Source organism: Caballeronia sp. NK8 (assembly GCF_018408855.1).
In the GTDB taxonomy this organism is placed as follows: Bacteria; Pseudomonadota; Gammaproteobacteria; order Burkholderiales; family Burkholderiaceae; genus Caballeronia.
In genome coordinates, this window is record NZ_AP024324.1 from 90,781 (window position 1) to 113,047 (window position 22,267).

Annotated in this window: 21 protein-coding genes; 14 read left to right on the forward strand and 7 right to left on the reverse strand. The window is 65.5% G+C overall.

Annotated elements, in window-relative coordinates:
• Positions 1–4 precede the first annotated feature (4 nt).
• Positions 5–1,387, reverse strand: a complete 1,383-nt coding sequence (locus tag NK8_RS22010; protein ID WP_213231099.1) for an NAD(P)/FAD-dependent oxidoreductase — start codon at positions 1,385–1,387, stop codon at positions 5–7.
• Between the two features lie 117 nt (positions 1,388–1,504).
• Here NK8_RS22010 and NK8_RS22015 point away from each other — a divergent pair, with 117 nt between their 5' ends.
• Positions 1,505–3,055, forward strand: coding sequence for an alpha/beta hydrolase (locus tag NK8_RS22015; RefSeq protein ID WP_213231101.1), 1,551 nt, complete (start codon positions 1,505–1,507; stop codon positions 3,053–3,055).
• A gap of 87 nt (positions 3,056–3,142) precedes the next feature.
• Positions 3,143–3,874 carry an MBL fold metallo-hydrolase gene (locus NK8_RS22020; protein WP_213231103.1) on the forward strand — a complete coding sequence of 244 codons (732 nt, stop codon included), beginning with the start codon at positions 3,143–3,145 and terminating at the stop codon, positions 3,872–3,874.
• Positions 3,875–3,905: 31 nt separating this feature from the next.
• On the opposite strand, the gene NK8_RS42855 is transcribed toward NK8_RS22020, so the two are convergent.
• Positions 3,906–4,232 (reverse strand): hypothetical protein, encoded by a 327-nt coding sequence (locus NK8_RS42855; protein ID WP_225936378.1) that lies wholly within the window; start codon positions 4,230–4,232, stop codon positions 3,906–3,908.
• Positions 4,233–4,290: 58 nt separating this feature from the next.
• Here NK8_RS42855 and NK8_RS22030 point away from each other — a divergent pair, with 58 nt between their 5' ends.
• The 4 genes from NK8_RS22030 (at position 4,291) to NK8_RS22045 (ending at position 6,690) form a co-directional block, all read left to right on the forward strand.
• Entirely contained in the window at positions 4,291–5,085 is a 795-nt protein-coding gene (locus NK8_RS22030) for a class I SAM-dependent methyltransferase (RefSeq protein WP_367657794.1), read from the forward strand.
• 70 nt (positions 5,086–5,155) lie between these two features.
• Positions 5,156–5,410 carry a type II toxin-antitoxin system HicA family toxin gene (locus tag NK8_RS22035; RefSeq protein ID WP_213231106.1) on the forward strand — a complete coding sequence of 85 codons (255 nt, stop codon included), beginning with the start codon at positions 5,156–5,158 and terminating at the stop codon, positions 5,408–5,410.
• Positions 5,407–5,763, forward strand: a complete 357-nt coding sequence (locus tag NK8_RS22040; RefSeq protein WP_213231107.1) for a type II toxin-antitoxin system HicB family antitoxin — start codon at positions 5,407–5,409, stop codon at positions 5,761–5,763. Before NK8_RS22035 ends, NK8_RS22040 begins: the two co-directional genes overlap by 4 nt.
• 153 nt (positions 5,764–5,916) lie before the next feature.
• Positions 5,917–6,690, forward strand: a complete 774-nt coding sequence (locus NK8_RS22045; RefSeq protein WP_213231108.1) for an ABC transporter substrate-binding protein — start codon at positions 5,917–5,919, stop codon at positions 6,688–6,690.
• 16 nt (positions 6,691–6,706) lie between these two features.
• Here the strand turns inward: NK8_RS22045 and NK8_RS22050 are convergent, their stop codons facing one another.
• On the reverse strand, positions 6,707–7,657 hold the full coding sequence (locus NK8_RS22050) for a LysR family transcriptional regulator (RefSeq protein WP_213231109.1): 951 nt from the start codon (positions 7,655–7,657) through the stop codon (positions 6,707–6,709).
• Positions 7,658–7,802: 145 nt separating this feature from the next.
• On the opposite strand from NK8_RS22050, the gene NK8_RS22055 reads away from it, so the two are divergent.
• The 3 genes from NK8_RS22055 to NK8_RS22065 are packed head-to-tail and all read left to right on the forward strand — an operon-like array spanning position 7,803 to position 10,671.
• Positions 7,803–8,966 (forward strand): M20 aminoacylase family protein, encoded by a 1,164-nt coding sequence (locus tag NK8_RS22055; RefSeq protein WP_213231110.1) that lies wholly within the window; start codon positions 7,803–7,805, stop codon positions 8,964–8,966.
• Between the two features lie 45 nt (positions 8,967–9,011).
• Positions 9,012–9,800 (forward strand): ABC transporter substrate-binding protein, encoded by a 789-nt coding sequence (locus NK8_RS22060; protein WP_213231111.1) that lies wholly within the window; start codon positions 9,012–9,014, stop codon positions 9,798–9,800.
• A gap of 31 nt (positions 9,801–9,831) precedes the next feature.
• A complete protein-coding gene (locus tag NK8_RS22065) occupies positions 9,832–10,671 on the forward strand; it encodes a phytanoyl-CoA dioxygenase family protein (protein ID WP_213231113.1) in 840 nt (279 codons plus the stop codon).
• 2 nt (positions 10,672–10,673) lie between these two features.
• On the opposite strand, the gene NK8_RS22070 is transcribed toward NK8_RS22065, so the two are convergent.
• From NK8_RS22070 to NK8_RS22085, 4 genes are read right to left on the reverse strand one after another with little or no spacing between them, the layout of a single operon-like run.
• On the reverse strand, positions 10,674–12,158 hold the full coding sequence (locus NK8_RS22070; protein ID WP_213231115.1) for an MmgE/PrpD family protein: 1,485 nt from the start codon (positions 12,156–12,158) through the stop codon (positions 10,674–10,676).
• Between the two features lie 26 nt (positions 12,159–12,184).
• Positions 12,185–13,114: an electron transfer flavoprotein subunit alpha/FixB family protein gene (locus tag NK8_RS22075; RefSeq protein ID WP_213231117.1), complete on the reverse strand. Its 930-nt coding sequence runs from the start codon at positions 13,112–13,114 to the stop codon at positions 12,185–12,187.
• Entirely contained in the window at positions 13,114–13,863 is a 750-nt protein-coding gene (locus NK8_RS22080; RefSeq protein WP_213231118.1) for an electron transfer flavoprotein subunit beta/FixA family protein, read from the reverse strand. The genes NK8_RS22075 and NK8_RS22080 overlap by 1 nt, the downstream gene beginning before the upstream one ends.
• 48 nt (positions 13,864–13,911) lie before the next feature.
• Positions 13,912–15,567 carry an MFS transporter gene (locus NK8_RS22085; RefSeq protein ID WP_061178877.1) on the reverse strand — a complete coding sequence of 552 codons (1,656 nt, stop codon included), beginning with the start codon at positions 15,565–15,567 and terminating at the stop codon, positions 13,912–13,914.
• A gap of 438 nt (positions 15,568–16,005) precedes the next feature.
• Here NK8_RS22085 and NK8_RS22090 point away from each other — a divergent pair, with 438 nt between their 5' ends.
• The 5 genes from NK8_RS22090 to NK8_RS22110 are packed head-to-tail and all read left to right on the forward strand — an operon-like array spanning position 16,006 to position 22,253.
• A complete protein-coding gene (locus tag NK8_RS22090) occupies positions 16,006–17,685 on the forward strand; it encodes an FAD-dependent oxidoreductase (protein WP_213231119.1) in 1,680 nt (559 codons plus the stop codon).
• The gene (locus NK8_RS22095; RefSeq protein ID WP_213231120.1) at positions 17,682–18,587 is read left to right on the forward strand and encodes a fumarylacetoacetate hydrolase family protein; all 906 of its coding nucleotides are present in this window, start codon (positions 17,682–17,684) and stop codon (positions 18,585–18,587) included. The genes NK8_RS22090 and NK8_RS22095 overlap by 4 nt, the downstream gene beginning before the upstream one ends.
• A gap of 24 nt (positions 18,588–18,611) precedes the next feature.
• Positions 18,612–19,550, forward strand: a complete 939-nt coding sequence (locus NK8_RS22100; RefSeq protein WP_213231121.1) for a cupin domain-containing protein — start codon at positions 18,612–18,614, stop codon at positions 19,548–19,550.
• A gap of 24 nt (positions 19,551–19,574) precedes the next feature.
• The gene (locus NK8_RS22105; RefSeq protein WP_213231122.1) at positions 19,575–20,717 is read left to right on the forward strand and encodes an acyl-CoA dehydrogenase family protein; all 1,143 of its coding nucleotides are present in this window, start codon (positions 19,575–19,577) and stop codon (positions 20,715–20,717) included.
• 36 nt (positions 20,718–20,753) lie between these two features.
• The gene (locus NK8_RS22110) at positions 20,754–22,253 is read left to right on the forward strand and encodes an aldehyde dehydrogenase (protein ID WP_213231124.1); all 1,500 of its coding nucleotides are present in this window, start codon (positions 20,754–20,756) and stop codon (positions 22,251–22,253) included.
• Positions 22,254–22,267: the final 14 nt, after the last annotated feature.

Below are 22,267 nucleotides of genomic sequence, written 5' to 3' on the forward strand. Positions count from 1 at the left end.
CCGGTCATGACGGCGCGCCGTCCGGCCTCGTTTCCCCGGCGGCCGACGCGGCAATGAACCGTACAGGCCGCCGGTTGCCTTGCCAGACGCGCCCGACGATCGCAGGACTGAGCAGAGACGAAGGCGGCATCATCAGATTGACAACCTTCAGAAAGGCGGTCGCCAGCGCGCTGTCGTGTGTCGCGGCGAGGTGAAGCTTGCCGAGGTACCAGTTGATGAAACGCAGCATCGGCGGGCGCGCACCTTTGACTCGTGGATGACGAAGGTCGTTGCCAACCGCGATGTGCCACGGAATATCGACGATCCTTTCGACCGCGCCACAGAAGCGGCGCGCAACATTGGTCGAGCCTGCGCGCAAGCATTGATGCAGCGCCAGCGCTTCCTCTGCCGCGACCGTCATGCCCTGCCCATAAACAGGGTTGAAGCTGCAGATCGCGTCTCCGAAAACCAGATAACCCTCGGGGAAACGTGCGAGCCGTTCGTACCGCCGGCGCAGACTTGCGACGTGGCGATAGCGTCGGTAATCGCTCAGCGGCTCCGCGCGTGCGACCACGTCATGAATCTCCATGGTCGGCAGCGTCGCCAGATACGCGAGAAAGCCTTCGTCGTCGTCCGGTGCGTCGTCGCCGAGATAGCCGCCGGTACTGACGATCCAGCTTTCGTTTTCCTGCGCGAGCATGACGCCGTTGCGCCAGTTCGGCGCACTGCCGGCGATGACGATACCGTGCTTGCCGTCGAGATCGGCCGGCCGACGCCGATAGGTACGGGTCATGTAGCCGATGCCGGTTTCGACTTTCTCATCGGGCGGAGACGGGTAGCCCAGTTCCTCGAGCCACGCGGCGCCGGATGAGCCACGACCGGTCGCATCGACGACGAGGTCCGCGTCGATGGTCTCTTCCGGCTTGCCGTCGGCGCGCACTCGCACGCCCGTCACGCGCGTGCGAGCGGGGTCGGTGAGAAGGCCCCATACAGCGCAAGTCCCGATGGCGCGCACGTTCGGCAAAGCCAGCAGCCGCCGGCGCAGATGGCCTTCGAGTACGGGACGGCTCGCAAGCAGTCCGATCAGGTCGCTCGGGCCATTGGCCAGTCTGACGTTGCGGCCGATCCAGATCACGTCGTTGGCGACATCGCCGATCAGACCGCCGCTTTGCACGACGACCTCGTCGTTATATCCCGGGAAGAGCTGCTCGAATATCGCGCTCCCGCGTGCCAGGAGCCCGTGGGTATGGCGACCCTGCGGCACGCCCTTGCGCGGCGTGTCCGCTGACGGAAACTCGTCGCGTTCGAGCACGGTGACGCTGGCATAGAAATCAGACAGCACGCGGGCGGCAAGCAGCCCACCCATGCTGGCGCCGATCACGATCGCATGTTCGCCCAGGTTCTTCATGGCAATCCTCCGGTTCAGTCTGTCGCGATGAGCCTGCGGCCATCGTCTGCAGGCAATGCTAGGATTGCGTCGTCCCCTGAGCGTCCCCCGGACGCCGTCATCGAGGGTCGCCTCGCCATGGCTTCGTTCAGTGTCCGAACGCTTGGATTTCCGGAGATTCGTCGGGCCGGCCGGCCGTGCCCATTGGCCCTGCGCAAGGGCCTGGCCCTGCTGGTTTTTCTGGCCGAAGCGAAGGCCTCCGTCGGGCGCGACGCCTGCGCCACGATGTTGTGGCCGGAAGACCGCGAAGAGGTCGTGCGGGCGCGGTTGCGCCGACTGCTGCATCGTCTCCCGCTCGCGCTCGGCGACGACGTTCTGATCACGGACAGATCGACCGTTCGATGGTCGCCGGCGATCGACCTGGAGGTGGATTCCCGGCTGTTCGAGCAAGCCTGCGACAGCGGCGAGTTCGATCAGGCCTGCCGCCTGTATTCCGGCGACTTTCTCGAGGGTTTTTCGCCCGGCGACTGCCCCGCGTTCGACGAGTGGGCGTTCTTTCGCCGGGAAGCGCTCCGCGGCCGGGCGATCCAGGCCTTCGAGCGCGTGGTGCGCGACAGAAATGCAGCCGGCGACTACGCGGCGGCGGTCGCGCACGCGAGCCGTCTGGTCGAGCTCGATCCGCTCAGCGAAGTGTATGGCCGTCACCTGATCCGCAACCTTCTGCTCGCCGGAGACCGGGCCACGGCCCAGCGGCATCTCGAGGCCCTGACGCGACGCCTTCGCGACGAACTCGGCGTGGCGCCCGAGTGCGAGACCCTCGCGCTACTGGACACGAGCGCCATATCGCCGAGCGAGGAACTGCCGTCCACGCGCTACGCCAGCGGTGACGACATCCATCTCGCGTTCCAGACCCGCGGCGCCGGACGCTTCGACGTACTCGTGCTGCCCGGTTTCGTGTCGCATGTCGAGCGGGTCTGGGAGGAACCTCGTTGCCGGGCGTTCCTGTCCGCGCTCGCCGGAATGGGCCGCCTCATCCTGCTCGATCGTCGCGGCATCGGGCTTTCCGATCGGGTCGGATTCAATCCCGGCGTCGATGCGACCGCGCGCGACATCGGCACTGTGCTCGACGCCGCCGGCAGCCGTCGGGTCGTGCTGTTCGGCGCGTCGGAAGGCGGCCCGGCATGCATCAGGTTCGCCGTCGATCACCCTGAGCGTGTCGCGGGTCTGATTCTGTTCGGCTCGCTGGCGAAGGGGACCGCAACGCACGACTATGCTCACGCGCTGCAGGCAAGTCAGTACGACGCGTGGCTCGGGCAGCTCATTGCAGGGTGGGGCGGGCCGGCAGGCATCGAGACCTTCGCGCCCAGCCTGTCCGGCGATCCACAGGCGCGAGCGTGGTGGGCTGGCATGCTGCGGGCCGCGTCGAGCCCGGGCGCGATCAAGGGCGTGCTCGAGACCCTGCGCGATATGGATGTGCGGCATCTTCTGGACCGCGTATCCGTGCCGACTCTGGTGCTGCACCGTCGGGACGACCGCGCGGTTCGCGTGGGCGCCGGGCGGCATCTCGCCGGCCATATCGGGAAGGCGCGCTTCGTCGAACTCGAAGGTGCCGATCACTGGGCTTTCGCCGGAGACCAGCACGCCGTGCTCGATAACATCAGGCAGTTTCTCGACAGCCTTGCCGCGTAAGTGCAGCCCGCGCTGACTTGCTTACAGCATGCCTGCCGTATAGCTTTAGACCAACAAGAATGAAAGCGCACGTACCAGGAGGCACGCATGGTCATCACGAACTCGCAGTCGTCCACGAACGTCGAGGAAATCGCCGCCGGGGTGTATCGCATCAACACGCCGGTGGTGCTGCCCGGCGACGCAGGCGGTTTCTCTTTCAACCAGTATTTGATCGTCGACGACGAACCGTTGCTCTTTCATACCGGCCCGCGCAGGATGTTTCCGCTCGTGCGAGAGGCGCTCGCGAGTGTCATCGAGCCGGCGCGTCTGCGGCATATCGCGTTCTCGCACGTCGAGGCAGACGAATGCGGTTCGCTCAACGAGTGGCTGGCGGTGGCGCCCGATGCTGCGCCGCTGTGCGGCACCATAGCAGCAATGGTGTCCATCACGGATCTCGCCGATCGCGCGCCCGTCGCGCTCGCCGACGGACAGGCGGTTTCGCTCGGACGGCACAGCGTGCGATGGATCGACACGCCTCATCTTCCGCACGCATGGGAATGCGGCTTCATGATGGAGGAAAGCACGCGCACCCTGCTGTGCGGGGACCTCTTCACGCAAGGCGGCGCTACGCTGCCCGCGCTCACGACGTCCGATATCCTGGGTCCGAGCGAAGCGTTCAGGCGAAGCATGGACTACTTCTCGCACACCCGGAACGCCGACGCGATGTTCGAGCGCCTCGCTCAACTCGAGCCGACGACGCTGGCCTGCATGCATGGCAGCGCGTGGAACGGCGACGGCGCCGGGTTGCTGCGCGCTTTGGCCCAGAGCGTGCGTCAATGAAACGCGCGCGCAGTTTTCCGTTCGATGAGGGCTAGCGACGGCCGCTGCGGCCCCATACGTATCGCACCCATCGCTGCCATCGGGTTTTCGGTGCGATCGCGTTGTGCGCAGCCTGCGCCTCGCGGTCCCGCTGCACGGACCTCTGCACCTGTTCGTGTATCTGCCGCAATGTCATGCCGCCCGGGCCTTTTAGCTCGTCGGGATCGGATGGCGGATCGCTGTCGGAATGATTCGTCATTGGGGTCGCCTTGCCGAAGTATTCGAAACCAGAACACTTCCTGTCCTGCGCGGTTGCTTTGGAAGAGCATGAAAGAAACGCGTATCGTGTCTTACCTTCAAAACCTTCCATCTGGTTCATGAACAACTCTATTCGCATTGCCCGGGCGCGGACAGTCACGATCGCCCTCAGCCTCCTCATGCTCGCGCTGACAGGTTGCGCGTCCTCGTCTCCCGATTCATCACATGATTCGCAATCTCTCGATGCCGCGATCAGCGGATCGCAGCGCAGCGACAAGGCGCGCGCCCGCGACGTCTATCGCCATCCGAAAGAAACGCTGCAGTTCTTCGACCTCGGCTCGACCCAGGCTGTGCTGGAAATCGCCCCGGGAGGCGGCTGGTACACGGACATCCTTGCGCCGTATCTGCATGACGCCGGGCAGCTTTATGAAGCGCAGTATGTCAGCACGTCCGCCGATCTCGCCGCCGAGGACAATGCGACCGATGCCGCTTACCGACGCAAGCTCGCGAACGCTCCGACGATGTATGGAAACGTCGTCGTCGGCACGCTGCACGCGGGCCAGTTCATGGGCTTCGACGCGCATGAACGTTTCGATCGCGTGCTCACGTTTCGGAACATCCATAACTGGATCAAGGACGGACAAATCGATGCGAATCTGCGCGCGTTCTATGGCGCGCTGAAGCATGGCGGTGAACTCGGCGTCGAGGAGCATCGCGCGCGGCCGGGGACGTCGGTGCAGCAGATGATCGATTCCGGCTACGTGACGGAAGCGTATGTCATCGAGCACGCGCAAGCGGTCGGGTTCAGGCTGGTTGCGCGCAGCGAGATCAACGCGAACGCGAAAGATACGAAGGACTATCCGCACGGCGTGTGGTCGCTGCCGCCGACCTACGAGGGCGGTGACGTCGACCGGGCGCGCTATGCCGCGATCGGAGAATCGGATCGCATGACGCTGAGGTTCGTCAAACCTTAGCGCCAAGGCGCGAGACCTTGATAGCATAATCTGCTATCGTATTGATATCAGATTATGCTATCATAAATCCATGAAGGCCAAACACGTCCGCGTCCTTGCCGCGATCTTTACCACGCCCACCTTGGGCGGAATCGTGTTCTCCGACATCGAGGCGCTGGTGAAGGCGCTCGGCGGCGAAGTCTTCGAACGCGAAGGTTCGCGCGTGAAGATTTCGCTACACGGCCATGAATGGCGCTGCCACCGGCCGCACCCAGGCAAGGAAGCGAAGCGCTATCAAGTTGAAGAAGCCAGGGAGTTTTTCGAACGAGCGGGAGTCAGCCCATGAACACCATGCACTACAGCGGATACATCGCACGCGTCGAATTCGACGAGCGCGACGAGATCTTCGTCGGGCGCGTGCTCGGCGTGAATTCGATCATCAGTTTTCACGGCGAGTCCGTTGCAGAGCTGCGAACCGCATTCGTTGATGCAGTCGACGATTACCTCGCGGACTGCAAGGAGCGCGGCGTTGCGCCCGACAAGCCCGCATCGGGAAAGCTGATGCTGCGTATCGATCCGAATATTCATGCAGCGATCAGCGTGGCTGCGTCCGCAGCCGGCGAGAGCATCAACCAATGGTCCGAGGAAGTTTTGGGTCGGGCCGCGCGCGAGGTCCTTGCTCGCGCCGTGCACGCGTGAGTCGCGCCGTGGATCGCGTCAAACCTTAGCGATCGCACTCGCTCTCTCGCGCCCGGTTTAGAAAAACTAAACCATCCCGCAGCACGAAGCCTCTGTACGCGCCGTTTTTGGGTTCTTACGCTCGACCTCGTTCGATGAGACGAGGAGAGCCCCATGAAAAAAGCGATTGCCTGTCTGACGTTGTCGATGCTCGCGCTGTGCGCCCACGCGAAGGATGCGGCGGAACTGCGCTTCGGCGTCGATCCCTCTTACGCGCCGTTCGAATCGAAGTCGCCTTCGGGGCAACTGGTGGGCTTCGAGATCGACCTCGGCAACGAAATCTGCCGTCGCCTGAGCGTGCGCTGCGTGTGGGTGGAAACGGCCTTCGACGGCATCATCCCCGCGTTGCAGGGACGCAAGTTCGAGGCGATCCTGTCGGCGATGTCGATCACGCCGAAGCGCGAGACGCAGGTTGCCTTCTCAACGCCGCTCTTCAATACGCCAAGCCGCCTGATCGGCCATCAGGGGGCCGACATCCGGCCGGCCGTCGAAGCGCTGAAAGGCAAGCGGATCGGCGTCGCGCAGGGTTCGACGCAGGAGGCCTACGCGAAGGCCTATTGGGCGCCGGCCGGCATCGAAGTGGTGTCGTACGGCAATCAGGAACAGGTCTATACGGACTTGCGCTCGGGGCGCATCGACGCCACGCTGACCGACATGATTTCGGGCAGCGAGGGCTTTCTCAAGACGCAGCAGGGCGCGGGCTACGCATTCTTGGGCGACCCCGTGACCGACGCGAAGACGTTGGGCAAGGGCGCGGCCATCGGCTTTCGCAAGGACGACGCCGCGCTGCGCGAGAAGGTCGACGGCGCGATCGAGGCGATGAAAAAGGACGGCACGTACCTCAGGATTCGCCAGCGCTACTTCGACTTCGACATATCGAGCGGTTGAGCGCGTCCCGGCATCGTCAGATCAGCAATTCGACGGAACGCAGGACATTGCGCGTCTGCTGCGAGGAGGATTCCAGCCCGTCGCGAATCGTGCCGATCAGACACGCGATGAAGCACTCGGACGCTTCGCTGAGCGGCTGGCCGCTGCGCGAGATGACGCCGACCATCGCGTCTTCGAGTTGTTCGCGCAGCGGAAACGCGCATAGACGTTCGCGCGGCGCGCTCAGTTCCACGAGCGGCCAGGGAAAGACGCTCACCATGTCGGTCTGCCGCAGCAGCGAAATGGCGATCGAGAACGAATGCGCCAGATGAATCTTGCGGGGCATCGGCACGCCGTGCCGCGAGAACATGTTATCGACGTTGGGTCCGTCATTGGCCGGGTCCCAGGTGAGAACCCAGTCGAGCTCGCGCAGGTCCGCGAGCGAGTGACAGCCGAGCAGCGGATGGCCTTCGCGGCCCACTACCGCGCAGGTCGACGAGAAGAGCGGCCGATAGTTGAATTCGACACCCGACGTGCCCGGCGCCGGCCGGCCGATGAAGAAGTCGAGGCTGCCGTCGCGCAGTCGCGGATTGGCGATCGACAACAGGCCTTCGAAGAATTCGAGCCTCACGTCGGGCATCTTCTCGCAGAACCGCGTGATGGTTTCCGGCAGGAACGTCATCGCGATCCACGGCGTCACGGCGACCGTGAGCTTGCCTCGCGGCGCGCCGCGCAACGCGCCCATCGCTTCGTGAGCGCGCGTCATCTGACCCACCATCAGCCGCGCATGGACCAGCAGCGCCTGGCCCGCTTCCGTCAGCATGACTCCCGATGACGTTCGGTTCACGAGCGGCATCTGCACGTCTTCTTCGAGCTGGCGCAGGCTCTTGGTGATCGCCGCGGGCGATGCGTCGAGCAGGCGCGCCGCGCCGCGAATGCCACCGGCCTCGGCGACGGCCACGAGTGTTCGAAGTTGCTGGAGCTTCATGCGGCGCCGGGTGTTAGCCGTTGGTTGTCACGTTCACGATTCTAGCTCTCCCCCGCCCGATTCTGTCGCGCTACTTTAGTGGCACGCCAGAGCTTCGCCTGCCGGATAACCCTGATACAGCGAGACATAACGAGAGACGCGAACGATGAATGCTCCAGACGACTTCCTTGCGATCCGCGATGAAATGATCGCGTTGCGGCGCCAGATTCACGCCCATCCCGAACTCGGCTACGAGGAGTTCATGACGAGCGATCTCGTCGCGCAACGCCTGCTCGACTGGGGTTACGAGGTCCATCGCGGACTTGCGGGCACCGGCGTGGTCGGCACGCTGAAATGCGGCGACGGTTCGCGCCGGATCGGCTTGCGCGCGGACATGGACGCGCTGCCGGTGCATGAGCGCACCGGTTTGCCTTACGCCAGCCTCACGCCCGGCAAGATGCACGCGTGCGGTCACGACGGCCACACGGCAATGCTGCTCGCAGCCGCTAAAGAGCTGGCCCGCACCCGCGACTTCGACGGCACTTTGCACCTCATCTTCCAGCCCGCCGAAGAAGGGCTCGCCGGCGCGCGGCGCATGCTCGAAGAGGGACTGCTGGAACGCTTTCCGTGCGACGCCGTGTTCGCCATGCACAACATGCCGGGCTATCCCGCCGGTCATCTCGGCTTTCGCGCAGGACCGTTCATGGCGTCCGCCGATCAGGTGACCGTGCGGGTGATCGGTCATGGCGGCCACGGCGCGATGCCGCATATGACGGTGGATCCTGTCGTCGTGTGCTCGGCGATCGTCCTCGCGCTGCAGACCGTGGTGTCGCGCAACGTCGCGCCGCTCGACATGGCCGTGATCACCGTGGGCGCGATCCACGCGGGCGAGGCGTCCAACGTGATTCCCGACGAAGCGCGCATGAACATCTCGGTGCGGGCCTTGCGCCCCGCCGTGCGCGACGAGCTGGAGCGGCGCATCACGCAGGTGATCGAACGCCAGGCGGCGGTGTACGGCGCACGCGCCGAAGTGAACTACGAGGCAAGCTATCCGGTGCTCGTGAACGACGCGGAGATGACCGCGTTCGCGGAGGACGTGGCGCGCGAATGGCTCGGCGACGATCGCCTGATCGCCGATCTCCAGCCTTTCACCGGCAGCGAAGACTTCGCGTGGATCCTGCGCCAGTGCCGTGGCTGCTATCTGATCATCGGCAATGGCGACGGCGAAGGCAGTTGCATGGTCCACAACCCCGGCTACGACTTCAATGACGACATCCTCATGACGGGCGCGCGCTACTGGGTGCGGCTCGTCGAAACCTTCCTCGCCTGACGCGCGCAGCGCCCGATTATCCATTCCCACACTTCGGAAATCGCTATGAAACGTGCATTGCTTCCCGTGTTGCTCGCGCTCGCGATGGTGCCCGCGAGCTGGCCCGCGATGGTGCAGGCGCAGGATCCCCAGACGCTGCGCTTTGGCGTCGATCCGAGTTATCCGCCGTTCGAGTCGAAGGCGGCGGATGGCTCGCTCGTCGGCTTCGATATCGAACTCGGCAATGCGATCTGCGCGCAACTGAACCAGAAATGCGTCTGGGTGGAGCAGAGCTTCGACGGCATGATCCCGGCGCTGAAGGCGCGCAAGTTCGACGCGATCCTCTCCGCGATGTCGGCCACCGCGTCGCGCCGTCAGCAGATCGACTTCACCCGTCGCCTTTACAACGGCCCGTCGGCGCTGATCGCGCGTTCCGGCACGAAGCTGCAGCCGGATGCGAAGGCCTTGCAGGGACAGCGCGTCGGCGTCGTGCAGGGTTCGACGCAGGAGAGCTTCGCGCGCACCGAATGGGCGACGAAGGGCGTCACGCTCGTGTCCTATCAGACGCAGGACCAGATTTATCAGGACCTCGTGACGGGCCGGCTCGACGCCGCGTTCCAGTCGTCGGTGCAGGCCGACTACGGCTTTCTGAAGACGCCGCGCGGCAAGGGCTTCGCGCTGGTCGGCGAGCCGGTGAACGACAATCGCGTGGCGGGCGATGTCGCGATCGGCGTGCGCAAAGGCGACGCCGCGCTCGAAGACCGCCTGAATCAGGCGATCGACGCGATTCGCAAGAACGGCAACTATCAGCGCGTGGCGTCGAAGTACTTCAACTTCGACATCTACGGCAATTGAACGCAATCAACCTACTCACAGGGAGCGAGCGATGCACGAAAGCCTGAAGGAGCGTCTTGCACGTGCCGTGACGCCGGCGCTGACGGAAGCGTTTCGTCGCGATGGCGCGGTGTGCGTGCGCAATATCTTCACGGAAGAAGAAGTCGCCTTGCTGCGCGACGGCATCGAGCGCAATCTCGCCGCGCCGAGCGAACGCGCCAAGGTCGCGAGCCGGCCCGACGATCCGGGCTGGTTTTTCGAGGACTTCTGCAACTGGCAGTCGAACGATGCGTACCGGAGCTTCATCGCCAAGTCCGCCGCGCCTGCGGTGGCCGGCGCGCTGATGGGCTGCGAGACCGTGCGGCTGTATCACGACCACGTGCTCGTGAAGGAGCCGAACACGCGCCAGCGCACGCCGTGGCATCAGGATCAGCCGTACTACAACATCGTCGGCGGGGACAACGTGAGCATGTGGATTCCCGTCGATCCGGTGGCGCGCGAGTCGACGCTCGAGTTCGTCGCGGGCTCGCATCGCGGGCCCTGGCTGATGCCGCGCACGTTCATGGAAAACGAGGCGAAGTGGTTCCCGGAAGGCAGCCTCGCGGATCTGCCGGACATCGAAGCCGATCGCGCCGCGCATCCGATCGTCGGCTGGGCGCTCGAACCGGGCGACATGGTCTGCTTCAACATGCTCACGCTGCATGCGTCGGGCGGCGTCGGAGGCAAGGCGCGGCGGCGCGCTTTCTCGATCCGCTTCATCGGCGACGACATCCGGCACACGCCGCGCCCGTGGCGCACTTCGCCCGAGTTTCCCGGACTCGCCTCCGTGCTGGCCGACGGCGCGCCGATGGATCATCCGCTGTTTCCGGTCTTGTGGACCGCGCGTGACTGACATCAGGATTCCTGTTTTTCAGACTGCGTACGCATCGCACGCGACAACGCATCGAGACTCGCGGTGAGCCGTTCGACGGGCAATGCATCGAGCGACATCACGATGTCGGCCAGCTCACGCGCCGCATGCCGAATCTCCTGCGGACCATCGCCTGCCGCATCGAGACCGACCATCACGCCGAACTTGCTGCGGATCTGCGCATCGGAAAAACGCGTCGCCGATGTCCACGGATCGCCGCTCGCATGATCGGCCGTGGCGCTGAACACCGCGCCGCGCGCATGGATGTCGACGCCGCCCGGCACGCCGCGCCATTGACCGCCCGTCATCCATTCGGCGATGTTCGATGACGAAGGCTCCGCCGTGACGGTCACGCGCTCGCGGAAGGCCGCGATGCGCGCATCGTTCATCGTCGCGGCTTCATACCAGCGCGGACCCGGCGCAATCGCATAAGCAAGGGCGGCGAGCGCATGCGCATGACTGAACTCCGCGCTCAGCGGATCGCGCGGCTGCTGTTCGCGGAAAATCGGCGTGAGCGCGAACGGATTGGCGCGCACCACGACACGCGTGATCTCGTCCGGGCGCAGCGCATGCCGGTCGAGCAACTGCGCGAACGCGCTCAGCGGATGATGAATCCAGCGGCAGCAGGGCCAGGGCTTGTACGTCGTGTTGAGAATCTGCCAGTCTTCGCCGAGGCCGGCGAGCAGCGCGTGATCGTCGTGACCCGGCGAGCCGTAGAACTTCCAGAACGCGTTGTCGCCGTCGAGTATGTCCGTGAAGCCCGTACTGCCGAGCCGCGCGAGCAGGGCGCACGATACCCCGATCTCCGCGCACCAGCCGGCGTCGGCATATTTGTACATCGGCTGTTCGACGGATTCCGCCCACCTGCGCAAGGTGGGCTGCGGCGAATTGCTGCCGCCGATGCCGAACGCGTGATTGGCCTGTCTCGTGTCGAGCCGCGCGATGTGCGCCGACGCGCCGATGGCCGCCCACGCGATCGTCGCGGCAGGCCCGCCCAGCTCGTTCCAGCCGATCACCTTGCCGTTCTCGATCTGCATGGGCGCACCCATCCAGCTGCCGATGCGCGCACCCACATCGAAGCCAACGGCAATCGCGCCAAGCAGATCGCGGCCGCTGCGCCGGTCCAGCTCCGCCAGCGCCAGCGCCGAGAACACGGTGGCGTTGCCGAAGTGCGTCGAGGTCGGGAAGGTGTCGTCGGCGTCGAGCACGTTGGCGAGGCGCGCGTTGGCATAGGCGGCCGCCGTCGCCGAGCTGCGCCGTGGCGAGCCGACGACGCTCGCGTGCGGCGCACCGCCGAGCGTGTTCACGTACTCGAGCGCGATCCTGCCGCTCGGCGTATCGACCGCGCCGAGCGCGCAGCCGATCGTATCGAGCAACAGGCGCTTTGTTTCGTGCACGACGGCTTCCGGAATGTCGTCAAAGCGCGTCTGTACGGTGAAATCGGCCAGTGTCTGTGTGAGCGAGGTCATATCGAATCATCCTGAACGAACACGCTTCAGAGCGCGTCCTGAAGTTGCGGCAGCGCCTCGAACAGATCGCCGACGACGCCGTAGTCCGCGACCTGGAAGATCGGCGCATCGGGGTCCTTGTTGATGGCGACGATCACCTTCGAATCCTTCATGCCGGCGAGATGCTGGATCGCCCCCGAGATGCCGACGGCGACATACAGTTGCGGCGCGACGATCTTGCCCGTCTGCCCGACCTGCAGATCGTTCGGGGCAAATCCGGCATCGACGGCCGCGCGCGATGCGCCCACGGCTGCGCCGAGTTTGTCGGCGAGCGGATAGAGCAACGCGAACCGTTCTTCGCTCTGCATGCCGCGCCCGCCGCTCACGACGATCTCCGCCGCGTCCAGCTCCGGGCGGTCCGAGCGCGCGATTTTTTCATCGACGAAAGCCGCTGTACTGCTCGTCGCCACGGTATTGACGGGCACGATGTCCGCGTTGCCGCCGCTCGCGTCCACCGGTGCGAAGGCGCTTGCGCGCACGGTCGCGCAGATCACCGGCGCGCACGACTGCACGGTCGCGATCGCGTTGCCCGCGTGAACCGGGCGCTTGAACGTATCGGCGGCAAGGACCGCGATGATGTCGGAGACGGGGTCCGCATCGAGCAGCGCGGCGACGCGCGGCAGCACGTTCTTGCCGTGCGAGGTCGCCGCGCAGAGGACGTGGCTGTAGTCCGCCGCCAGCGATGCGACCAGCGGCGCGAGGTTCTCCGGCAACCGGTGCGCGTGCGCGCTGTGATCCGCGACGAGCACTTGCCTGACATGCGCGATGCGCGCCGCCTGCCGCGCCACGTCCTGCACGTCGTGACCGGCGACGAGCAGCGCGATGTCGCCGCCGATCGCATGCGCGGCGGCGACCGCGTTCAGGGTAGCCGCGCCCAGCGCGCCGTTCGAATGTTCAGCGATTGCGAGAATGGCCATCAGATCACCTTTGCTTCCGTCCTGAGCCTGTCGACGAGTTGCGTGACGGACTCCACCTTGATGCCGCCCTTGCGGTCCGCGGGCGGCTCGACGCGCAGCGTGCGCAGCGTGGTGCCGACGGGCACGCCGAGCGCGCTGGCCGCGAGCGTTTCGAGCGGCTTCTTCTTCGCCTTCATGATGTTCGGCAGCGTTGCGTAGCGCGGCTCGTTGAGGCGCAAGTCCGTCGTGATGACGGCAGGCAGTTGCAGCGACACGGTTTGCAGCCCGCCATCGACTTCGCGCGTGACCGCGATGCGTTGCCCGTCGACCTCGACGGCGGAGGCGAACGTGCCTTGCGGCCAGTCCAGCAACGCAGCGAGCATCTGACCGGTCTGGTTGTTGTCGCTGTCGATCGCCTGTTTGCCGAGCAGCACGAGCCGCGGCGCTTCGCGTTCGACGACGGCCTTCAGCAGCTTCGCGACGGCAAGCGCGCCCGGCGTCTCCCGGGTTTCGACCAGAATCGCGCGGTCCGCGCCGATCGCGAGCGCCGTGCGCAATTGCTCCTGCGCGGCGGCGGGTCCGATCGACACGGCGACGACTTCCGTCGCGATGCCCTTTTCCTTCAGACGCACCGCTTCCTCGACGGCGATTTCGCAGAAAGGGTTGATCGACATCTTCACGTTGTCGAGTTCGACGCCGCTGTGATCCGCTTTCACGCGCACCTTCACGTTGTGATCGACGACGCGCTTGACCGTAACCAATACCTTCATGCTGACGACCTCATTGCGTGGCTCCTGAATAAAAAATGAACGGGATCGCTAGTGCGTCAATTGCGGACCACCGACATCCACGTAGCCTTCCTCGCGCGTTTCGGCATTGAAGCGTTCGAGTTCCGCATGCGCGGCGGCTTCGCCCTGCAACAGCGAACGGCTCGCGAACAGCAGCGCGCCGATCGAAACGGGCAGCACGCCGATCGCGCAGAGGATCGCGAGACGGAGATCGCCGGATGCGTCGCTCACGAGACCGACGAAGTAGGGTCCGAGACCCAGACCGAAGATGTTCGGGCCGAGCGAGAACGCGGCGAACGCCGTGCCGCGCAGGCGCGGAATGACGAGATCCTGCGTGGTCGCCTGAAGCGGGCCGAACCACATCGGCACGAAGAACGTCGCGACCGCGTAGGCGCAATAGAACAGCGTGACGCTTGGCGTGAGGTACTGCAGCACGGTCGCGGCGCTGAATGCGGTCGCCGTCACGCAGACGAAATACAGCCGGCCGAACGCGTGCTTGCGCTTGGCCCAGTCGCACAGATAGCCGCTCAGGCTGATGCCGGCGCCGCCCGCGATGATCGCGATGATGCCGAGATGCAGGCCCGCCTGCGCCGTCAGGCCGAGCGTGCGGCTCGCGTAGACGAACACGAAGGCATTGACGGCGTTCATCGCGAACGCGAGAAACGCGCCCGCCACGGTGACGGCCGCGAACGTGCGCGAGCCGGTGATGAGACGGTGCGCGTAGGCATCGCCGAGACGCGTGGCCTGATACCAGTTCGAGCACACATAGAACGCGACCGCGATGGCGATCCACTGCACGAGATTGCTGGTGATATCGAAGCCGCCGACCGTGGCGATCACGGCCTTACGACCCGCGGAGAGCACCTGATTGCTGCCCCAGGTGGCCACGATCACCAGCGCGACGGCAAGCAGCAGATAGACGACATTGCGCAGATATTCGCGACGCGGCGCGCCGAGCGCCTGCAGGCGCATCCAGCTCCACGGCGGAATCATCGCGCCGAGATCGCGCAGCGCGCTCGCGAACGGATGCGGGTCCTTTCTCGCGGGCACGGTGTCGAGCCTGCCACGCACCGGCTCGCGAACGGTCAGCATGACGACCAGTGCGAACAGGATGCCCGGCACGCCGACGCCGATGAACGACGCCTGCCATCCGGTCAGTCCGAACGGCGCGTTGCCGCCCGCGAAAGTCCGCTCCCACGCGGACACGATCGAGCCGCCGATCGCAAGCGATGCGCCCGCGCCCACATACACGCCGACGGAATAGAGCGCGAGCACCGTGCCGCGCCGCGCGCGCTCGAAGTAGTCGCCGAGCAGCGAGACCGCGGCGGGCGTCGCGCTCGCCTCGCCGATGCCCACGCCGATGCGCGCCGTGCCGAGCTGCACGAAGCTGCGCGAGAGACCCGACAGCGCCGTCATCAGCGACCAGAACGACAGCCCGAGCGCGAGCGTGCGCACGCGGCTCCAGCCATCGGCGAGACGCGCGAGCGGGATGCCGAACACGCAATAGAAGAGCGCGAACGACGTGCCGTACAAGAGGCCGAGCTGCGCGTCGGATACGCCGAGATCTTTCTTCAGATAGGGCGCGAGGATGGTCACGATCTGCCGGTCGACATAACTGAAGGCATAGATCAGCGTGAGGATGAACAGCACATACCAGCGATACCAGGGGCGTTCATGAGTCGTCATGGCGAGCCTTTGAAATGCGGCGCCGCGGCGGACAGGCGCGCGGCGCGGATGCGAATCGACGGCCATGCGCTCGCGCTTGCGGGCAGGCCGGCCTGTTTGAAAAGCGTCGTGCGAGGCGACTAGCCGGAACGGTTGATAGGCATGGCGTCGTGTCTCCTGATCTTGTTCGTTATCGGTGCCCGAGCGTCTGCGCTCATCGGCTGGTTCACAGAATAGCCATGCATATCGCCCCGAAACCAATACGTTTTTCCGATCCATTGAGAGGAAGAACCTTGCGTGCGTATCAGAGGGAAATCCTCTGAATTCCTCTGCAAACAGTATTGGTCGAGCCACGGGAGTGCTTGCTAGAGTGGCTTCACATCGAGGCGCCGCTGTGAGCAAGCGTGGCGGCGCGACGTAGGTTCTAACGACACGTAAAGCGTGATGGAGCATTCAGCTATGGCAAGAATCGAAGCGAACGGACGTGTACCGGTCGTCATCGTCGGAGCGGGGCCGGTCGGTCTTTCCCTCGCGGGCGATCTCGGCTGGCGCGGCATTCCCTGCGTGCTGATCGAGCGCGGCGACGGCACCGTGTTTCAGCCCAGGATGGACATGGTCGGCATTCGCACGATGGAGTTCTGCCGCCGCTGGGGCATCGTCGACGACGTCGAAACCGCGGGCTACAACCGCGACTATCCGCAGGACTACGCATGGGTGTCGCAGCTCGCGGGCGGCTATGAATTCGGCCGCGAACCGTTTCCGAGCGTGCGTGACGAAGCGCGGCCCGAGCAAAGCCCGCAAAAGCGCGAGCGCTGTCCGCAAAATTTCTTCGATCCCGTGCTGACGCGCTTCGCGAAGAAGACCGGCAACGCGCAGATCCGCTACTGCACGGAATACGTTTCGCACGAAGAGCGCGAGGACGGCGTCACGGTGACCGTGCGCGATCTCGCCTCGGGCAAGGAAGAAACCATCGAGTGCCAGTATCTCGTCGGTTGCGACGGCGGTGCGAGCCGCGTGAAGGAGCGTCTCGGCATCCGCATGACGGGCACCCCCGCGCTCACTTACACGACGAACGCGATCATCGAGTGCAAGGGGCTCGAAGCGCTGCACGACAAGAAGCCCGGCTACCGCTATATCTTCATCGGGCCGGAGGGCACGTGGAGCACGGTCGTCGCGATCAACGGGCGCGACTGGTGGCGTTTCTCGATCGTCGGCGACGGCACGATGCGCACGCTGTCGGAAGACGACGTGGCGACGGCCTTCCGGCGCGCGGTGGGTCGCGACGATGTGGAGTTCAGGATTCTCTCGGTAATGCCGTGGATCCGCCGCCAGCTCGTCGCCGATGACTACGGCACGGCCCGCGTGAAGATTGCCGGCGACGCGGCGCATCTCACCTCGCCGACGGGCGGCTTCGGCATGAACATGGGCATTCAGGATGCCGTGGATCTCGGCTGGAAGCTCCAGGCGATGGTCGAAGGCTGGGGCGGCGCGCATCTGCTCGACACCTACGAATTCGAGCGCCGTCCGGTCGCGATACGCAACGTCAACGAGGCGACCAGCAATCTCAAGCTGATGCTCACGCCGCGCGAGAACCTGAGCGCGGCCGTGTTCGAGCCGGGCGAAGCGGGCGACGAGGCGCGCCGCATCTTCGGCGACGCCTATACGGCGATGATGAAGCGCGAGTGGTACACCATCGGCATTCATCTGGGCTTTCGCTACGAAGGTTCGTCGATCGTCGTGCCGGACGGCACCCCCGAGCCGGACGACACGGTCAGCACCTATGTGCAGACCTCGCGCCCCGGCCATCGCGCGCCGCATGTGTGGCTCGCGCCGGGCCGTTCCACGCTCGACCTGTTCGGCCAGACTTTCGTGCTGCTGCGCTTCGATCCGTCGCTCGACATCGAAGCGCTGCGCGACGCGGCGCAGCGCGCGGGCGTGCCGCTCACCGTGATCGACGTCGGCAACGATGCGGCGCGCGCCGCCTACGAGCGCGCGCTGGTGCTCGTGCGTCCCGACGGCCACGTTGCATGGCGTGCCGACGCCGCGCCCGAGGATGCGCAAGCGCTGGTCAACGTGATTCGCGGCGTCTATCCCGTGAAGCCCGAGGCAGTCGTCAGCGAAGAGGTGGTCACGCGATGAAGCTCGTTACCTTCGACCAGGGCCGCATCGGCATCGTGGCTGGCGAGCGCGTCATCGACGTCACCGATCTCGCAGCGGCGCAGCCCGGAGCATGGCCACCCGTCGGCATGGTGCGCCTGATCGCCGAGTGGCAGCAGCGCGGCGGCGCGCTGCGCGACGCGCTCGCAAATCGCAAAGCCCAGCCGCTCGCGGACGTGCGACTCGAAGCGCCGGTGCAATGGCCGAACAAGGTCATCGCGTTTCCGGCGAACTATCACGCGCATATCGACGAAATGAAGCACGGCACGGGCAGCGGCGTGATCTCGACGTTCAAGGCGAGCGGCCAGGGTTTTTTCCTGAAGGCCAGTTCGAGCCTGAGCGGTCCCGCCGACGACATCGTCCTGCCGCCGCTCGCCGGCCGCGAGATCCACCACGAATGCGAGCTGGGCATCGTGATCGGCAAGCGCGGTCGCGGCGCCACGCGCGCCGAAGCCCGCGACTACGTGTTCGGCTTCACTTGCCTGCTCGACATGGTCGTGCGCGGCAAGGAGGAGCGCGTGATGCGCAAGTCGTTCGACACGTTCTGCCCGACCGGACCGTGGATCGTCACCGCTGACGAGATCGCCGATTTCGACGCCATCACGATGCGTCTCTACGTCAACGGCGAGGAGCGCCAGCGCGCGTCGACCCGCGATCTGATCGTCGACATTCCCGAGATGATCGCGATGTCCTCGGCGGTGATGACGCTCGAACCGGGCGACATCATCGCGAGCGGCACGCCGGCGGGCGTCGGTCCCGTCGTGGACGGCGACGTGCTCGACATCGTGATCGACGGCATCGGCTCCATGACGCTGCGCGTGCGTCAGGGCGAGCTCGGCGCGCATCCCGTGTGGGACGAGGCGAAGGCCGGTCTCGCGGTGTGACGGACCAACGAACGGAGAACAGTGATGTCGCACAAGCTCACGCAGGCGCCGCGTGCTCCCGATGGCTATTTCGATGACTTGCAGGCCCGCGCGTTCTCGCCGGGCTGGGCCAAGAAAGCGCCGCAGATGTGGCCCGCGCCGCGCCCGCGCTTCGTGCCGGCCGTGTGGCGCTACGCCGATGCGCGCGCCGCGCTCGATGCCGCCTGCGCATTCGTTTCGCCCGAGCAGGCGGAGCGGCGCAACCTGATCATGGTCGATCCGATCGCCGACAACATCTACCCGACCTGCCGCAATCTGGTGGCGGCCTATCAGCTCGTGCTGCCGGGCGAGACGGCGCGCTCGCACCGCCATTCGCCGAACGCGCTGCGGCTGATTCTGGACGCGGGCGAGCGCACCTTCACGATCGTCGACGGCGTGAAGATCGATGTCGCGCCCGGCGACGTCGTGCTCACGCCTTCGTGGCACTGGCATGGCCACAGCAATTTCGGCGACGAACCCGCCTTCTGGATCGACTTCCTCGATGTGCCGCTGGTGCAGAACCTCGAATGCATGTTCTTCGAGGATCACCCGCAACGCAACGAACCCGTGACGACGCACGCGCCGGATTCGCCGATGCGACACCAGTGCGCGGAGCTGGAGCGCGGTGCGCGGGAACACGGCGCGTTCGAACTGGACACGCAATGCCTGAATACCATCGGCGTGCATTCGATCGGCCTCGTGCACGGTGCGCGGCAGGACGAGCGGCCGCGCATCGACAACAACCTTTACACCGTCATGAGCGGCCAGGTGCGCGTGAGCGTCGAACCGCTCGGCGCGGTCGAGCTTACGCGCGGCGATGTGATCGCCATTCCGTGCTGGCACGCGTTCACGCTCGAAAGCCTGTCGGAACACGCGCAACTGATACGCGTGACCGACGAGCCCGCGCTGCGCGCGCTCGGCTTTCGCGACGTGACCCGGCCCTGACGCGGCGCACATGAGGAGAACAACGTGAAGTTCAGCGAAGAACAGGAGATGCTGCGAGACATGGTCCGCAGGGTCGCCGACGAACAGGTGCGCCCGCTCGTCGCGGAAATGGAAGAGACGCGCGACTTCCCGGAAACGCTCGTCGAGGTGTTCGGCGATCTCGGCCTGCTGCAGATGTGGGTGCCGGAGGAATACGACGGCCCGGGCGGCGATCTGACGTCGGTGTGCATCGCCAAGGAGGAGATCGGCAAGGTGTCGCTCGCCGCGTCGACGTTGTGCGCGAACAATTCGATCGGACTGATTCTGCCGCTGCTGCACTTCGGCACCGACGCGCAGCGGCAACGTTATCTGCCGGAAGCGGCGAAGGGCCGCACCATCTCGTGCGTGGCGATCACGGAGCCGGAGGCCGGCTCGGATGTCTCCGCGATCCGCACCGTGGCGCGCCGCGACGGCGCTTCATATGTGATCGACGGCCAGAAAAGCTGGATCACCTGGGCGGCGCAAGCACACACGATGCTCGTCTTCGCGCGCACATCGGAAGGACGCGGACACGAAGGCATCAGCGTGTTCCTCGTCGATACGAACACGCCGGGACTCAAGATCGGCCGCAAGGAAACGAAGATGGGCCGGCACGGTTCGCCGAGCTATCTGGTGTTCTTCGAGAACATGCGCGTCGATGCGGACTGTCTGCTCGGCGAGGAGGGCAACGGCTTCAAGGCCTGCATGAAGATTCTCGACCTCAACCGGCCATCGGTCGCGGCGTCGTCGCTCGGGCTCGCGCAGGCCGCGCTCGACGAATCCGTGCGCTATGCGAAGGACCGTCGCCAGTTCGGCAAGCGCATCGGCGACTTTCAGGCGATCCAGTTCAAGCTCGCCGACATGGCGATGAAGATCGAGGCCGCGCGCACGCTGCTCTACACCAGCACGCAGGAAATCGACGCCGGCGACACGAGCCGCCTCACGCTGCTTTCGTCGATGGCGAAGTGCTTCGTCACCGATGTCGCCATGGAGGTCGCGCTGGAAGCCGTCCAGGTGCACGGCTCATACGGCTACTCGACCGAATATCCCGTCGAGCGCTTCATGCGCGACGCCAAGCTGAACCAGATTCTCGAAGGCACCAACGAGATTCATCGGCTGATCATCGCGCGGCAACTGCTCGGCAAGTGATGCGGGACCACTCCATTGACCTCGAAGGACTCTGACATGACGACGAATATTCATCCCGCGCTGGGGGAAGCCGCGCGCGCGTTTCTATCGCGCGAGCATCAGTTGCTGATCGACGGCCGCATGATCGCATCCGATGGCGGCAGACGCACCGAGATCCTCGATCCCGCGACGGGCGAGGTTATCGCCACGGTGGCGGAAGCGACGGCCAGCGATGTCGATCGCGCGGTCGCGGCGGCGCGCGGCGCGCTGGAAGGCGCGTGGCGCAAGGTCACGCCGGCCGAACGCACGCGCATGATGCTGCGCTTCGCCGACCTGATCGAAGCCAACGCCGACGAACTCGCGCACCTCGAATGCATCAACAGCGGCAAGCCGCTGCCGTTCTGCCGCAATGGCGACGTGCCGGGCATCGTCGAGATGCTGCGCTACATGGCGGGCTGGACGACGAAGATGGGCGGCGAGACGCCGAACGTTTCGCTCCCCGGCGAATGGCACGCGTACACGCTGCGTGAACCGGTGGGCGTGGTCGGGCAGATCATCCCGTGGAATTTCCCGCTCAACATGGCGATGTGGAAGATCGCGCCCGCGCTCGCGGCGGGTTGCGCGGTCGTGATGAAGCCTTCGGAGCAGACGCCGCTCACGGCGCTGCGGCTCGGCGAGCTCGCGCTGGAAGCGGGCATACCGCCGGGCGTGCTGAACATCGTGACGGGCTTTGGCCATCCGGTGGGTTCGGCTCTCGCCGCGCATCCGGGCGTCGACAAGGTCGCGTTCACGGGGTCGGGTGAAACGGGACGGCGCATTCTGCAGGCGGCGAGCGGCAACCTCAAACGTGTCTCGCTGGAACTGGGCGGCAAATCGCCGGTGATCGTGTTTCCCGACGCGAACCTCGAAGCGGCAGCGGCGGGCGTGTGTTCGTCGATCTTCTTTCACGCCGGGCAGATCTGCGCGGCGGGCTCGCGGCTGTATGTCCACGAGCGCGCCTACGAACCGATGCTCGAACTGATCGCGAAGCGCGCCAACGGCATGAAGATGGGCCACGGCCTCGATGCGGGCACGGACATGGGCCCGGTGATCTCGCGACGCCAGCTCGACCGCGTGGCGGGCTACATCCATAGCGGACAGGAGGAGGGCGCGACGCTGTACGCGGGCGGCGGCGCGTCCGGCGAGCGCGGCTTCTTCGTGCAGCCGACCGTGCTGACGGGCGTGAAGCCCGGCATGAAAGTGCACGACGAGGAAATCTTCGGGCCAGTGCTGTGCGCGATGTCCTTCGACGACGACGATCTCGATCGCATCGCGGCCACCGCGAACGCGTCGACCTATGGGCTCGCGGCGAGCATCTGGACCAAGGACATCGGCCGCGCGCACAAGATGGCGCGCCGCATGCAAGCGGGCATCGTCAATGTGAATGCGTTGTCGTCGCCCGACGCGACCTTGCCGTACGGCGGCTACAAGCAATCGGGCTGGGGCCGCGAGCGGGGCTTCGAGGCCATCGAGCTGTACACCGAGGTCAAGGCGGTCGCGATCAACCTGAACAACTAGGAACGGGAGAAGAC